The following is a 15,928-nucleotide window of genomic DNA, read 5'->3' as shown; positions in this document are numbered from 1 at the left end:
ATTTTGAAGAACTGTCAAACTTAAAAAACTCACCAACCTAAGTTGATGAGAGTAAAACTTATTTTCTAAATTTCCATTGGCTATAAATACCAAAAGCAACAATCCAGATAGCTGAACCTCTTGCTCCCATTACAGTTGATTCTTGTAAGAAGAGTGTTCCAAATACAAAGATAAAGAAGAGCATGGTCATAGGATTTAGCAAGCGGTATTGAGGCATGAGATAGCCATTTGCCATAAAGTCTTTAGACTTGCGATACTTGAGATGGGCTACCATGATCAAGATGTAGATGGCGATATAAACACCTGATGAAGAAGCTGTAATCAAAGCAAAGGCATCTGATACGCCAGGAAGTACATTGATGAAGGCTGCAAAACCAATCAATACGGCAGAAGCAATGATTGCATTCTGAGGAACGTTGTGGCGTGAGAGTGTGTCTGCCTTAATAGCTTTCAAGAAACGATTTGGTGAATCATGGGCAATTTGGTACAAGTGACGACCTGTTGAGTAAAGGGTTGAATTCAAGGCTGACGCTGCTGAAGTCAAGACAACAAAGTTAATCAAGGCTGCTGCCCACTTAAGACCAACAAGTTCAAATACCGTTACAAATGGTGAATCTGTCGCAGAAAGCTCACGCCAAGGAATAATAGACATGATGGCTAAGAGAGCTCCACCGTAGAAAAAGATAATTCGCAAAGGAATTTCCTTAACAGCCTTAGGCAATACTTTTCGAGGATCCTTGGTTTCAGATGTTGTAACACCGATAAATTCAATCATCAAGTATGCAAAGAAAACCATCTGGAAGGCCATGACAAAGTTCATCCCACCATTTGGGAAAAGTGAGAAGTGTTCACTGATATTGGCAAGACTTGCTGAACCATAAGGCGTTTCAAAGCCAGTCAAAACTAGAAAGACACCTGTCGCAATCATGGCAAGAATGGCCACGATTTTGATCATAGCAAACCAAAATTCTACTTCACCAAAGATTTTAACAGCAATCAGATTGACCAATCCCAAAATTGTTAGGAATACAACCTGAATCAACCAAGATGGCCAGGATGGAAACCAAAACTGAACATAGTGAGCAATAGCCGTAATCTCGGCCATTCCGATAAAGACTACTGAGAGCCAGTATGACCAGACTGAGAAGTAACCCCAGCCCTGACCAAGATAACGGGTAATAAAGTTGATAAAGGTATGTTGCTCCGGATCTTGGTACAACATTTCCCCGATAGCACGCATCATAAGATACATAAAGCCACCCGTAATCATATAGACCAAGACGATTGACGGACCTGTCAAACTAATTGAACGTCCAGCTCCTAGAAACAGTCCTGTTCCAATTGTTCCTGCAATCGCCATAACCTGAACATGGCGATTTGTTAACCCACGTTCCATTTTATTTTTCTTTTTGTGCTTATTTTCTGAATTCATATAGTCTCCTCTAGTTTTTAGAATTAAGAAAAGGAGTGATAGGAAGCGCTTTCCCTATATCTACTCCTTCTTTTCATTCCTATTAAACTGTTTTTTCTACTTTTAAGATTTTAACATCATAGCTTCCTACAGGTGTTTCAATTGTAGCAGTATCACCTGTTTTCTTACCAATCAAGGCTTGCCCAATAGGGCTTTCATTTGATACTTTACCTGCAAAGGCATCGGCACCCGCTGATCCCACGATGATATATACTTCTTCGTCGTCTTCACCAATTTCTTGGATAGTGACTGTTTTCCCGATAGCAACTTCATCTTGAGCAACCGCATCACTATTGACAATTTCAGCATAACGAATTTTTGTTTCCAAGCTAGAGATTTGTCCTTCAACGAAGGCTTGCTCGTCCTTAGCTGCTTCATACTCACTATTTTCTGACAAGTCACCGTATGAACGCGCAATCTTGATGCGTTCTACAACTTCTGGACGACGAACTAGTTTCAACTCTTCTAATTCTTTTTCGAGTTTTTCCTTTTCTTCAAGGGTCATTGGATATGTTTTTTCTGCCATTTTTCTCAACTTTCTTTTGAATAAATTTAAATTTCTTTAGATAGTAAAGCAAAATTATGTGGTAAACCACATAATTTTACAATGAAGACAAAGTCTTTTTAGAACTTTCCTTAAATGATTTTAGTCAGTATCGATCTTTTAAAATCTGTGCCTAAACCTAATGATTCTATCACTTCTAGACTCAGGTTCAAACAAGAGGTAAGTTTTTACTTTTGCAATTTCCGAACGCCTAAAACTTATAGATTTCAGGCGTTTCTGATCATAGTGGAAAGACCGATGTGACTTGCTATTCCTGTAAAAAGAAGAGATTCTCTTCTTTTTACGGATTTATTAGCAAATCTTGTTCTAAGAGTTAGTTTGAACTACTTGATTGTGTCAGTTTACTGTTGACATGCTCTGCAACGTTTCGATCATGTTCTTCTCGTGTCGTTGCAAAGTAAACCTTGCCATCTTGTACGTTGGCTACAAAGTAAAGATTGTCACTCTTAGTTTGATTGATACTTGCTTCAATTGCATCCAGACTTGGACTGTCTACTGGACCAGGCATTAAGCCAAGGTTTGTATAAACATTATATGGTGAATTGATTGTTGTATCAATTGCTGCATCATCTGCCAAGCTAATATTTTGTCCTAGTTTACCTTCGGCATAGAGAATAGCAATGTTACTTTGGAGTGGCATACCAAGATTCAAACGATTATAGAAAACTCCAGCAATTAGCTTACGATCATCAGTTTTCAACCCTTCTTTTTCCACAAGTGATGCAATGGTGAGGAGTTCATTCACTGTCAAATTCTTTTCTTTGATTGCAGTATAATGCCCTGACAAGTTTTGGTCCATAGCTGCCACCATTTCATCAATCAAGCTTTCAACAGTTGTGCTTTCTTTGATGCTATATGTTGCTGGGAAAAGATAACCTTCTAAACGGTAACGAACACCACTTTCTTTAGTTGGTAGACTTTCGAGAAGGGTTGGGTACTTAGCAACTAATTGAGAGATGAAGGTTTCATCTTGAACTTTTGCCAGGAAGGCAGCCGCAGTCAAGGGTTCTTTAAACTCTCCTTGAAGCTGACCAACCGTTTGTGCGATTTGATCAAGGGTATAACCTTCAGGAATTGTAAGATTTGCAAGTGCAACCTCTTGAGGTTGAGGAGTTCCACCCTTTTGCAATTCTTTGATGATATCATCTGTACTCATGCTCTTTTGCAAATTGTAGTAACCAGATTTTAAATCAGAATAGTCTTTATACTTAGCATAAAGGCTAAAGATAAACCCGTGTTTTACCAATCCAGAGTTCTCTAATGTATCACCAATTTGCTGAAGATTAGCTCCTTCTGGAATCTGAACCGTGACATACTGTTTTGAATTTGCATCAACTGGTTGGAGTGCAGATTCGACATAACGGTAACCAAAGAAACCACCCACACCTAGTAAAACCAATAAAACAAATACTGTTACGAAAAATCCTTTCAAGCGTGATTTTTTCTTTTTCTTGATTGGTTTCACTGACTCTTTACGACTTCTTCTAGGAAGTTCAGTTCTAGTTTCAACTGGAGCAACTGGTTCTTGACTTGGAGTTTCTTTTGCAAGAACTGTTGGTTTCGGTTGAGGTTTAATATTCTTTCTAGCAGGACTTGGTTTGGCCTGATTCGTACGATAAGAAACTGGAATCCTTGTCGAAATAGCATTGAACTCTTTCTCTTCTTCCACTGGTTGAGTAGGTTCAAGAGGCTTAACGGGTTCAGCAGGTTCCGTTGATGGTAAAGGTTCTGTTGATGGTAGAGGATCTGGAGCTACAGCTGGTTCTGAAGCAACAGAAGTTCCAACAGAATCGTCTTGTAATACTGGACGTGGTGGAACTGTTGGTGCATTAGCAAGCAATTCATCCACTAGTGAAACAGAATTGGCCATCAAGTCTTCTACAGAAGGTTCTTCCACTGGTTTTTCCGCTTCTGAACTATTACTTAAATTTGAAAACAAATCATCGTTGCTACTTTTAGTATTCGCGATGCCGTCTTCTCTTTTTAATCTTTCTAAATCTCTTAAAATTTGTTCTTTAAAACTTAACTTTTCTTCTTCTCGAGAATTTTCGCTCAAAGGTGTTACCTCCTTGTTGATAATCCATAATATTATATCTTAAAAACTAAAGAAAAGCAACCATAGATGCCTTTCTGATGCCTAATTCGTATTTTCCCAGACCATATCATACCATGCTTCCCCAGCAAAAGTCGACTTGGATTTTCCTTCATTCACAAAACCATGTTTCTCATAATAGCCAATAAGATAGTCATGACAGGTCAGATTGATTCCCTCACGCTCATGCTCAAGAGCGATCTCTTTTAAGGCGGTCAATAATTTTCGTCCGACACCTAAAGCTTGAGCTTTCTTAGCAATGGATAGACAAGTCACAGAGATATAACCACCTTGTTGATGGCTATAATCTTTAATGTCTTCTGTAAATGACTGGTCTTGTAAATGTCGATGAGGGATTACCGGTCCCTCAATATAGCCTAGTATTTCCCCCTCTTTTTCAGCCACTAAAAAACTAGTCGTAATTTCCTTCAGATGAGCTTCAAAAACAGGGCGAGGAATGGCTTCTTCAATTGAAAAGTTCTCTAATTCAATTTCACAGATGCGATCTAAATCTGTCAATCTCGCTGGTCTAATAATCATATTTCCTCCTGATAGTAGGGATTTTGCCAACTCATGAGAAATGCAACTTCACTGCCCCTTTCTCCATCTACGATCCCCTGTTCTACAAATCCATTCATTTCAAAGTAGGCTAGCAACTCATCCTCACAAAGCAGATAAATACCTGGTCTATCTTGCTGACGGGTAACTTCCTTCAAAGCTGCTAGCAACAAAGTTCCAAAACCTTGCCCTTGGTAATCTGGATGAACAGCTAAATCTTCAAGGATGATTGAGTTCTCATTAATGAATTTCTCACCTCCAATCTCAAGCATCCATTGTCTTAAAGAGGGAAAAGGAAGTATCGTCGCAGTGATATAAGCAATCCCTTGATTATCCAAGCTAGCTAAGAGAAACGTACCCGCATGCTTGCGGATACGTTCTTCTATTATTTCTTTATTCATTATTTCTAGGGAGCTTGAAATACTTTCTTGTATCAAGCAAATCTGGTCAATATCTGATTGCTGAGCTTCCCTGATTTTAATTGGAAATTCCATGATTTTCCTTACTGAACATTGCTTGTCAAATTAGACAAGAGACGTTCGAATGAATATTCATACGTTTGGATGTCGCCAGCTCCCATGAAGACATATACAGCATTGTCATGGTCTAGGAGTGGAGAAACATTTTCAACTGTGATAACTTGATGTTTCTTGTTGATTTTATTGGCAAGGTCTTCTACTTTGACATCACCATGGTCCACCTCACGAGCAGATCCATAGATTTGTGCTAGGTAAACCGCATCAGCCTGATTCAAGGCTTGGGCAAAATCGTCCAACAAGGCGATTGTACGAGTAAAAGTATGCGGTTGGAAAATTGCCACGATTTCCTTGCTTGGGTATTTTTGACGTGCGGCATCTAGAGTTGCTATGATTTCAGTTGGGTGATGCGCAAAGTCATCGATGATAACCGTATCATTGACAATCTTTTCTGTAAAGCGACGTTTCACTCCACCAAAAGTCTTCAAGTGTTCACGTACCAAATTCAAATCAAAGCCAGCAGTATAAAGCAAACCAATTACTGCAGTGGCATTCATGATGTTGTGGCGACCGAAAGTTGGAATGTGGAATTGGCCCAACTCTTGACCACGGAAGTGAACGGTAAAAGTTGAACCTGTTGTAGAACGAAGTAAATCGCTGGCTACAAAGTCATTGTTGTCTGCTTCAAAACCGTAATAATAGATTGGGGCATTTGCTGTAATCTTACGCAACTCAGCATCTTCACCATAGACAAACAAACCTTTGGTAATTTGTTTAGCATAATCATTGAAGGCGTTGAAGACATCTTCCAAGCTTGTGAAATAGTCAGGGTGGTCAAAGTCAATGTTAGTTATGATAGAGTATTCTGGGTGATATGGCATGAAATGGCGCTCATACTCGTCAGATTCAAAGACAAAATACTTGGCATTTTCAGAACCACGACCTGTACCATCTCCGATCAAGTAGCTTGTATCAGTGATGTGTGACAAGACGTGAGAAAGCATCCCTGTCGTTGACGTCTTACCGTGGGCACCTGCAACTCCCATACTGATAAAGTCACGCATAAAGCTACCAAGAAACTCATGATAACGTTTGTAGCTGATACCATTTTGGTCTGCATAAGCAATTTCAACATTGTTATCTGGACGGAAGGCGTTACCGGCGATAATTTCTAAATCACCTTGAAGATTTTTTTCATCAAAAGGTAAAATTGTAATTCCTGCTTGCTCTAGTCCACGTTGTGTAAAGTAGTACTTCTCAACGTCAGAACCTTGCACCTTGTGCCCCATTTGATGCAACATCAAAGCCAAGGCACTCATACCTGATCCTTTGATTCCGATAAAATGATAGGTTTTTGCCATTTTCTTCCCCTCTATTCGCTCATTCTAGTCAAGTTAAGCTCTTGGGCCACTTGACGTTCTTGTTCTTTTTGTTTACTTTTTTTGTTATAAATTTGGCTTTTCTTTAAAAAGTCATAATTGTTTTTCTTGGAACGACTTGTTTCACCGTCTGAAATTGGATGTTCCACTTGAGAAACGGTTTCTGCCAAAATATAGTGAGATTGACCTAACTTCTGACTATATTTCGCAAATTCTCCTGGATTTTCTTTTTGAAAAGGTGCTGTCGGTTGATTTGCTGGACGCACCTGGCTTGTTTTCGTTTGACGTCTCGTATGACTCACATCCTGAGTCAAATATCGAGCCGAGCGCTTCTTTTTCAAATCCGCGCGAGCTTCTTCACGTGCTAATTCAGCATAGGATTTTTCTTTTTTCTCAATCGGTTTTACAAGAGGCTTGGCTTTCTCTTGCTTTTTTTCTTCAGTGATTGGAGACCATTCTAAGTAGTTTTTATCTTGATAATCACCTTTGATATTACTGATGAAATCAGACTCATCGTAGAGATTCATAACTGGCATTTCTGTCAACATGACTTCATCATCTGCCACTATTGGAAATCGTTTTTGTGTCATATTTATTTCCTTTCAATACTCCATTATAGCGTAATGTCTTGATTTTTCAAGTATAGGCTCATGAAATCCCTAAAATTTCTCGTATTTCAGCTAGACTCAGACTTCCTCGAGACTCTGTTCCATCCAAGATTTCAGAAACAAGATTTTTCTTTTTCTCTTGTAATTCTTGAATCTTTTCTTCAATTGTACCTCGAGTCACAAGGCGATAAACTTCAACAGCCTGCTCTTGCCCCATACGATGGGCTCGACCGATAGCCTGAGATTCAACTGCAGGATTCCACCATAAGTCTACTAGAATGACCGTATCCGCACCAGTGAGATTCAGTCCAACCCCACCAGCTTTTAGAGAAATCAAGAATACATCGCGCTCTCCTTGGTTAAAAGCCTTGGTCATTTCCTGACGTTCTTGAGAAGGAGTTGAACCCGTAATTTTAAAGGAAGTCAAGCCTAAGTCAGGTAGCTCTTGCTCAATCCGATCCAACATACCTCTAAATTGTGAGAAGATAAGTACACGGTGTCCACCTTCAGCAATCTGAACCAGCAAATCTCGTAAACTATCCAGTTTCCCGCTCTCTCCTTGGTAGTCCTCCATAAAGAGCCCAGGTGTATCACAAATCTGACGCAGACGCATGAGACCAGTCAAAATTTCGACGCGATTTCGTTGAAATTCCGAATCGCTTACCTGTCCCAGACGCTCCTGCATCTGTTGCAGCTGAGCAAGATAGATAGCTTTTTGTTGATCCTCCAGTTCATTCTTATAGACGACTTCAATCAAGTCAGGCAACTCTGTCAAAACCTCTTCTTTCTTGCGTCTCATGACAAAGGGTTTGATAAATTGAGCCACTCTCTCAGTTGATAGTTTCATAAACTCCTTCTTAGCAGGTAAGAGGCCTGGTAAGACAATCTGAAAAATCGACCAGAGTTCTCCCAGATGGTTTTCAATCGGTGTTCCTGATAGTGCAAAGACGGATGGAACCACAAATCGTCGCAAACTTTGAGCAATCTTCGTTTGTGCATTTTTCATCACTTGAGCTTCATCTAGAAAAAGAAAATCAAAAGATAGGTCTCGATAAATCTCACTGTCCTGACGGAAAGTAGCATAGCTTGTCACATAAATCTGATGATTTTCTGCCAAAATTGACTCTCGATGAGATTTTAAGCCATGCACAACCGCTACATCCAAATCTGGAGCAAACTTTTGAAATTCATCAGCCCAGTTATAGATTAAGCCAGATGGAGCAAGGATTAGGACACTAGTATCTGTTTGAACCTGACTACTTAAAAAGGCGATGGTTTGCAAGGTCTTCCCAAGTCCCATATCGTCTGCTAAAATCCCACCAAAGCCATAATGGTGAAGCATTTGAAGCCACTGAATTCCCTTTTTCTGATAGTCTCTAAGTTCTGCTTGGATATTCAGCACTTTCATCGGAAAATCTTCTGGATGCGTCAAATCATGGGCCAGATTGCGAAATTCTTCGGTGAAAGAAATTTGATCCTGGTCCTTAAATAGATGAGATAGGGTATAAGCTAGGGATTTACGAGCTCGAAAAGCTCCATCTTGTAGGTCCTCTATCCCTAATTCTTCTAAATCCTGACGGATACGCTTGGTCTGATCATCGAAATAGTAAACCTGATTCGAAGAGCTGATGTAATAATCCTGCTTCTCAACTAGTGCTTTCATCGCTCGATCGATTTCTTCTTGATCTATATCTTGAAAATCAAATTGAATTTCTAATAGGCTTCCCTTGGATGAGATGTGAACTTGAGGCTTCTGAACCTGATAAAGGTCTTGCAAGCTCTCAGAAATCTTTAATTCTCCAAGTGCTGCAAAGGCTGGCAAAACTTCCTGGAAGAAGGCATGGACTGCATCAGCTTTCAAACTTTGACGCCATGAACGAAAATCTGCTTCAAATCCAGCTGATAGAGCTAGTTGAAAAATCTCTTTCTCTAGTTGAATATCGCTAGCAAAAGGAAGATTCTCTAGTTCATTACAATTCCTTACTAGGCAAGTTTCATACTGAAACTGCATATCCAAACGAATAGAACCGTCTTCTTCTCCTTCCATGTAGAAAGAAGGACGGAAAGACTGAATTTGAAGCGCATCAGGGGCTTTTACCTCTCCTATGTCTTTAAACTGCGACAAGGTCGAAGCTAAAAGGTCTCGGTCACTGGTATCAAATTGTAAAATCTTTCTACCACTTTTATCGATAGATACTTTTTTTAATTTTTCTATAAGTCTAGCTTGTTCTTTAGACAGAAGGTAAAATGTACCTTTAGTAAACAAGACTTGTCCCTTATAAAACGAATTAAGCCCTACCTGTTGAACAATTTCCATCTCAAAATAGTTGGACTTTTCTTCAATTTGAAAGGTAAACAAACCTGCTTGACCATCAAAATCTTGAAATACAAGGTGGTGATAATTCGAAATCTGATGGTCAAATTGAAATGCATCTAAACCCATCAGCAGACTAACACCCTGCTCAAAAAAAGACAGCGGAAAATAGAGATGACGACCTTGATTTTGGAAAAAGAGGGCATTTTCAGCCTCATCTTCTACAATTCCTTGAAGGAAATTTAGAACAAATTGGCTACTTTCATCAAACTGACGAATATTCAAGGAAGTTTCATATAACTTCCCAATCATATAGGGTTTGCTAGTTTCTAAAACCTTCAGAAAAAGGGGTATATCTCGGATTACATAGAATTTCTGTGTCTGAATAAGACCGACTCTCAAAGTCCAAATAATACGATTAGTCCCTGCTTCAACCTGCCCTTGAGCAGACAACTGATAGATTTCAGAAAGTTTCGGAATTTGGACGGATTCTAAAAACTTTCCTCCAAAAGTAACCTGAGTTTCAATTTCTTCTTTCTTTTCGTGCACATTTTCCAGATTTCCTAAGAGTTCCTGGCCAATCGGATCATTTTTAAGGTAATGTTCTAGTGCTGCCAAATGTACACAAAACCCTCTTTTTTGGAAAAAATCACAAGCACAAAAAATCAAATCATCATCCAGGCTATAGCGAATTTCTTCATCTGCTACACGCGCATAGAGACGATGGTCTTTCTCTTTGATAATTTCAATCTGACTAGTTTCGTAGAGTTGAGCTCCCTCCATTCGAAGCTTACCTGGAATCAATTTAGCCATATGTTCCCCTTTTCTTTATCTCCTAATTATACCACATTTCTTCCTATGAAAATAGCCTTCTAGGGTACTTTTCCCCCAGAAGGCTAGCTTGTTAAAGGTTAGCGAAAGTGGTTAGGATTCGTTGACAAACTTCTTCCAAGACAGATGTCGGCATGGCTACATTTAAGCGAGCATGTAGAGCTCCTTCTTCACCAAAGTCCAAGCCCCTATTCAGGATAACCTTGGCTTCATTTCTTAAGAGGCTTTTTAATTCTTCATCGCTAATATCATAAGCCGAAAAATCAAGCCAAATGAGATAGGTCCCTTGAGGTTTCATGACCTTGATTTTAGTTTCTTTGCCAAATACATCCACTACATAATTGATGTGTTTCTCAATCAGTTCTTTGAGTTCTGTCAACCAATCTTCACCATATCGATAGGCAGTTTCTGTTGCTAAATATCCCAAACCTGAGATTTCATGTTGATTATTAGCAAGCTGGCGCTTCTGGAAAGCAAGTCTCAACTTTGGATTCTCGATAATGGCGTAAGAATTCTTGGTCCCAGCAATATTGAAGGTCTTGGTCGCACTGCTTAAAATCAGTGAAAATTCTTTAAAATCTTCATTTACCGTATTGAATGACTGGTGTTTATGTCCAAACAAGGCCATGTCTTGGTGAATCTCATCAGATACCAGCAAGACTCCATGTTTTTGACAAAGTTGTCCAATCTTCTCCAAGACTTCCTTCTCCCAAACACGTCCACCAGGATTATGAGGATTACAGAGAACGTAGAGCTTCACTTCCTCTTCGACAAAATCTTTCTCCAATTGATCAAAGTCAATCTCAAAAAGTCCGTCTTTTTCTACTAGAGAATTGGGGATTAGTCTACGATTATTGAGCTTAATGCTGCGAGCAAAAGGAGGATAAACGGGTGTATTAATGAGTACTGCTTCTCCTTCTTTGGTAAAGGCTTGAATAGCTGTTGAAATAGCAGGTACTACTCCCTCGATAAAGACTAGAGCATCCTTATCAAAGCGATAACCATGGTGTTTTTCCTCCCAGTTTTGAACGGCTTCAATCAATCCATCACTAGCATAGGTATAGCCATAGACTAATTGCTCAGCATAGTCATGGACAGTCTGACGAATCTCAGGTAAGACTTCAAAGTCCATATCAGCAATCCAGGCTGGCAATACTTGACGGTCAGTCTCTGCTTCTTTCCATTTGTAGGTATGATGTCCAAAACGATTGGGCAAAGTCGTAAAATCATATTTTCCCATAGTCTTATCCTTCCAAAGCTTGACGCAAATCTTCAATCAAGTCCCTTGCATCCTCAATTCCAATAGACAAGCGCAAGAGGTCATCAGTCAGTCCATAAGAATGACGAACTTCTGCAGGAATGTCTGCATGGGTTTGAGTGGTTGGATAGGTAATCAGACTTTCTACACCACCTAAGCTTTCAGCAAAAGAGAATACTTTCAAAGTATTTAAGATATGAGGGATACGCTTCTCATCTGCTACTTTAAAGGAAATCATTCCCCCACGACCTGTATACAAGACTTCTTTGACTGCAGGTGATTGTTCTAAAAAGGCTACAATTTCTTGGGCATTAGCAGTTGAGCGCTCCATACGAAGTGACAAAGTCTTCAGACCACGAATCAGTTGATAACTATCAAATGGTGACAAAACAGCCCCTGTCGTATTGAGATTGTAAAAGAGTTTTTCGTACAAATCAGCATTATCTGTCACAACTACACCAGCTAGAACATCATTATGGCCTGCAAGGTATTTTGTCGCTGAATGAAGGACAATATCTGCTCCATTTTCAATTGGACGTTGGTAGATAGGACTGTAGAAGGTATTGTCAACGACAACTTTAGCACCCTTAGCATGAGCTAATTTTGACAATTTTTCAATATCAAATTCCAACATCAAAGGGTTGGTTGGCGTTTCGATATAAAGTACATCCACATCCTTTTCTAGCTCAGCAATTAACTCTTCTTCTGTATTAGCATAGGTAAAATGGAAACGTCCTTCTTGCTCAACTTGATTGAACCAGCGGAAAGAACCACCGTAAAGGTCACGGACTGCCAAAACTTTGCTTCCTACTGGAAAGACACTAAAGGCCAAGACAATCGCAGACATACCTGAACTTGTTGCTAAAGCATAGTTGGCGGATTCAATGGCTGCTAAGACTTCTTCTGCTTTACTACGAGTTGGGTTTTTGGTACGTGTATAGTCAAATCCAGTTGATTGACCGAATTCTGGATGCTGATAAGTCGTTGAAAAGTGGAGGGGAGTTACCAAAGCTCCCGTTGCCTCATCAGACTTGATACCTGCTTGTGCTAAAATTGTGTTAATGTGAAATGATTTGCTCATACTTTACCTCCAAATCTATAGTAACTATTGTACCACTTATTTTGGATCCTTCGTTTTCTTGTTTTCAAGAGCTAGTTATAGTTTCAAACTATATAAAAACGATAGCTTCCTGAGAAACTATCGTTTTTCCTGTTGAATAGATTGATTATTTAACGTGTTTTGCCAATTCTTCTTGGGCTTTTTTATTAGATTCTTCTTTTTCTTTCAGCCATTTTTGTCGAGCCGCTTCATACTCAGCCGTTGTGACAACCTTATCTTGAAGTTTAACATATTTATATGATTCAACACCTTTATTTCCTGCTTGAGAGAAGGCAGCAGAGAATGGTACAGTTCTTCTCAATCCAGGTGTTCCACCCTGAGAAACGTTTGGAATAGCAAGGGCGCTATCAACGAGCCAAGCTTGAACTTCAGCATATTTTTCATAACGTTTTGCTGGATCTTGCTCCTTGTTCGCTTCTTCCAACATTTGAGTGTAAGTATCCAGACCAACTGCCTTAGCCTTGTCATTGACCTCACCTGGTTCTAGACCAATGTTTTGCAACATACCACCGTTATTGACATTTAAGATATCAAGATAGCTTGACGGATCTAAGTAGTCTGCACTCCAACCACCATTATAGATATCAAAGTCTTTTTGAGCTGCAGTTTGAGCGAGGTAGCCAGAATTATCGTAATCGTCTGTTGATAATTGTTGGATATCGATCACCACATTCTCAGCTCCTAGAACAGATTCGATGGATTGTTTCAAAGAGCTTGCTTCAAGTACACCTTTTTTAGATGATTGGTCAACTGTTACATCCAAGTGGATTGGGAATTGCACACCCTTAGCTTCCAATTCTTTCTTGGCTTCCGCAAATTTAGCCTTAGCCTTGTCAGGATTGTAGTATGGGTCTTGCGCATCTGCAAAGTTGATTCCTTGCCATTCTTGGCCATAGTTGACCATCTTTTCTGAAACAACATCACCAAAGTCTTTTCCGTTGATGCTTACAAATGTAGGAGGTACAACTAGGTTACGAATAATCTTCGTTGCTCCGTCTTCCCCTTGAGATTGAGCTCCATAGGCTGTACGGTTATAAGCATAGTTGAAGGCTTGACGGAAGTTTTTATTCAGAACTGCTTCTTGGGTTGATTTCTTTTCGATATCTGAGGACTTAGAAGTGAAGTTATAAGACTTTCTGTCCAAGTTGAAGTTCAAGTAATAAGAAGTTGCATTTTGCATACTATAGATGATGTTATCCCTGTTCTTCTCTTTAATTCCTTCAAAGCTTGAGCTATTTGGATAGAGACGTGCGTAGCTGTAGACTCCTTCTACAAAGTTACGAGCTAGTGCATCTTGGTCACTACCATCATAATAGGCCAATTTCACATCATCTACAAAGACATTTTTTTCATCCCAGTAGTTGGGATTTTTCTTGAACTCGATAACAGATTTTGAAACAAAGGATTTCATCAAAAAAGGTCCATTGTACAAAATGCTAGAAGGGTCTACCTTACCAAAGTCGTCCCCTTTTGATTTCAGGAAGTCTGCATTGACAGGGAAGAGAATGGTTGATGTTGTTTTAGAATTCCAATAAGATTCTGGTCGTGTCAAAGTGTACTGAACTGTTTGGTCGTCAATCGCCTTAACACCGACAGTTGAAAAGTCAGTTGTTTTCCCGTTGATATAGTCATCCAAACCTGCTACAGAATCTTGAACCAGGTACAAAGCTTCGGATTTTTTATCAGCAGCATATTTCAAACCAGTTACAAAATCTTGGGCAGTTACTGGAGCATATTCTTCACCTTCAGAGGTATACCACTTAGCATCTTTACGAAGTTTATAAGTGTATGTCAAACCGTCCTGAGAAACACTCCAATCCTCTGCTAAGGATGGAACGTAGTTACCGTATTGGTCATTTTCCATGAGACCATCTACTAGATTAGTCACGATATCATTAGTAGTTGCACGGTTTTCAGCAAGATAGTTTAAACTAGACGGATCGCTAGAATAGACATAATTATATGTTTTAGTAGAACTAGCTGAGTTGCTACAAGCTCCCAAGAGCAAACCAGCAGTTAAGACGACGCCTGCTAGCGTCAGGTATTTTGCCTTAGACTTTTTCATAAACAGAACCTCCAAATTTAAATATTTGTATCATTATACAGTTAAAGTTTTTTTTAGTCAAGCGTTTATGTGTTAAAAATTTATTTTTTTCTACAATTTTTATTTTTTTCTCTCTTTTTTTAATAAAAAATAGCATAAAAATCTAGTTATCCGCATAAAAACTGGACTTATCACACTTTATCAAGGTCAAAACCACTCAATTTACTACTAATTTACTACTTATGAATGAGCTTTGATACGACGATTTATCCTTGAAAAGTGAAGATATAAAGATACTTCCAATAAAATTTGAATATTTAATAGGTAGACACTTCAAAAAATGAGGTGTCTATTTTTTTACTCGATTTTGAAAGGAAGTGAACTTATGAAAACAAAAAATCAAGAATCAAAAGGTCGTTCCCCACTCTTTAAGACCATCAAACATTCATTCAGCCAATAAAAAAGAAAGGATAGGTAAAAATATGGAACTTAAATTTGTGATTCCCAACATGGAAAAAACATTCGGCAATTTAGAATTTGCTGGCGAGGATAAAGTCGTTCAGCGAAGAATCAACGGACGGCTAACTGTCTTATCAAGAAGCTATAATCTCTATTCTGATGTTCAAAGAGCAGATGATATTGTGGTGGTGCTTCCTGCTGAAGCTGGCGAAAAACATTTCGGCTTTGAGGAACGTGTGAAGTTAGTCAATCCACGTATTACCGCAGAGGGCTACAAAATCGGCACTCGTGGTTTTACAAATTACCTTTTACATGCTGACGACATGATAAAAGAATAAAGAAAGAGAGGAAAAATGATGAGATTAGCAAATGGCATTGTATTAGATAAAGACACGACTTTTGGAGAATTGAAATTCTCTACTCTACGTCGTGAAGTGAGAATCCAAAATGAAGACGGGTCGGTTTCAGATGAAATCAAGGAACGTACCTATGACTTAAAATCCAAAGGACAAGGACGCATGATTCAAGTAAGTATTCCTGCCAGCGTGCCTTTGAAAGAGTTTGATTATAACGCACGGGTGGAACTTATCAATCCCATTGCGGACACCGTTGCTACTGCCACCTATCAAGGAGCAGATGTTGACTGGTATATCAAGGCAGACGATATTGTGCTGACAAAGGATTCTAGTTCATTCAAAGCTCAACCACAAGCAAAGAAAGAACCGACACAAGACAAATAGTCGCTAGGTAGAA

General features: G+C 39.2%; 13 protein-coding genes. 2 read left to right on the top strand and 11 right to left on the bottom strand.

The window, feature by feature from the left end:
* Positions 1-58 precede the first annotated feature (58 nt).
* The 11 genes from AB2B50_RS01035 to AB2B50_RS00985 all read right to left on the bottom strand — a co-directional run bounded on the left by AB2B50_RS01035 (position 59) and on the right by AB2B50_RS00985 (position 14,737).
* A complete protein-coding gene (locus AB2B50_RS01035) occupies positions 59-1,432 on the bottom strand; it encodes an amino acid permease (protein ID WP_320692254.1) in 1,374 nt (457 codons plus the stop codon).
* Between the two features lie 82 nt (positions 1,433-1,514).
* Complete coding sequence (gene greA, locus AB2B50_RS01030; protein WP_000818756.1) at positions 1,515-1,997, bottom strand: transcription elongation factor GreA; 483 nt, start codon at positions 1,995-1,997, stop codon at positions 1,515-1,517.
* Positions 1,998-2,349: 352 nt separating this feature from the next.
* The gene (gene mltG / locus AB2B50_RS01025; RefSeq protein ID WP_320692255.1) at positions 2,350-4,092 is read right to left on the bottom strand and encodes an endolytic transglycosylase MltG; all 1,743 of its coding nucleotides are present in this window, start codon (positions 4,090-4,092) and stop codon (positions 2,350-2,352) included.
* Between the two features lie 81 nt (positions 4,093-4,173).
* Positions 4,174-4,668 (bottom strand): GNAT family N-acetyltransferase, encoded by a 495-nt coding sequence (locus AB2B50_RS01020; protein ID WP_320692256.1) that lies wholly within the window; start codon positions 4,666-4,668, stop codon positions 4,174-4,176.
* Positions 4,665-5,180 carry a GNAT family N-acetyltransferase gene (locus AB2B50_RS01015; protein ID WP_320692257.1) on the bottom strand — a complete coding sequence of 172 codons (516 nt, stop codon included), beginning with the start codon at positions 5,178-5,180 and terminating at the stop codon, positions 4,665-4,667. The genes AB2B50_RS01020 and AB2B50_RS01015 overlap by 4 nt, the downstream gene beginning before the upstream one ends.
* An 8-nt stretch (positions 5,181-5,188) precedes the next feature.
* On the bottom strand, positions 5,189-6,523 hold the full coding sequence (murC, locus tag AB2B50_RS01010; protein WP_049530641.1) for a UDP-N-acetylmuramate--L-alanine ligase: 1,335 nt from the start codon (positions 6,521-6,523) through the stop codon (positions 5,189-5,191).
* An 11-nt stretch (positions 6,524-6,534) separates the two neighbouring features.
* On the bottom strand, positions 6,535-7,131 hold the full coding sequence (locus AB2B50_RS01005) for a hypothetical protein (RefSeq protein WP_049503372.1): 597 nt from the start codon (positions 7,129-7,131) through the stop codon (positions 6,535-6,537).
* Between the two features lie 58 nt (positions 7,132-7,189).
* Positions 7,190-10,276 carry a DEAD/DEAH box helicase gene (locus tag AB2B50_RS01000; protein WP_320692258.1) on the bottom strand — a complete coding sequence of 1,029 codons (3,087 nt, stop codon included), beginning with the start codon at positions 10,274-10,276 and terminating at the stop codon, positions 7,190-7,192.
* A gap of 91 nt (positions 10,277-10,367) precedes the next feature.
* A complete protein-coding gene (locus AB2B50_RS00995) occupies positions 10,368-11,534 on the bottom strand; it encodes a MalY/PatB family protein (RefSeq protein ID WP_320692259.1) in 1,167 nt (388 codons plus the stop codon).
* A 4-nt stretch (positions 11,535-11,538) separates the two neighbouring features.
* Positions 11,539-12,633, bottom strand: coding sequence for a cystathionine gamma-synthase (locus AB2B50_RS00990; protein ID WP_320692260.1), 1,095 nt, complete (start codon positions 12,631-12,633; stop codon positions 11,539-11,541).
* 145 nt (positions 12,634-12,778) lie between these two features.
* Complete coding sequence (locus AB2B50_RS00985; RefSeq protein WP_320693284.1) at positions 12,779-14,737, bottom strand: peptide ABC transporter substrate-binding protein; 1,959 nt, start codon at positions 14,735-14,737, stop codon at positions 12,779-12,781.
* 461 nt (positions 14,738-15,198) lie between these two features.
* Here AB2B50_RS00985 and AB2B50_RS00980 point away from each other — a divergent pair, with 461 nt between their 5' ends.
* A complete protein-coding gene (locus AB2B50_RS00980) occupies positions 15,199-15,513 on the top strand; it encodes a YdcP family protein (RefSeq protein ID WP_000420682.1) in 315 nt (104 codons plus the stop codon).
* Positions 15,514-15,528: 15 nt separating this feature from the next.
* Entirely contained in the window at positions 15,529-15,915 is a 387-nt protein-coding gene (locus AB2B50_RS00975; protein ID WP_320692262.1) for a YdcP family protein, read from the top strand.
* Positions 15,916-15,928: the final 13 nt, after the last annotated feature.

It is taken from the genome of Streptococcus fermentans (assembly GCF_040888305.1).
GTDB classification, from domain to species: Bacteria; Bacillota; Bacilli; order Lactobacillales; family Streptococcaceae; genus Streptococcus; species Streptococcus fermentans.
The sequence above is the reverse complement of the archived record's forward strand: the minus strand, read 5'-3'. Positions and strand labels throughout refer to the sequence as shown.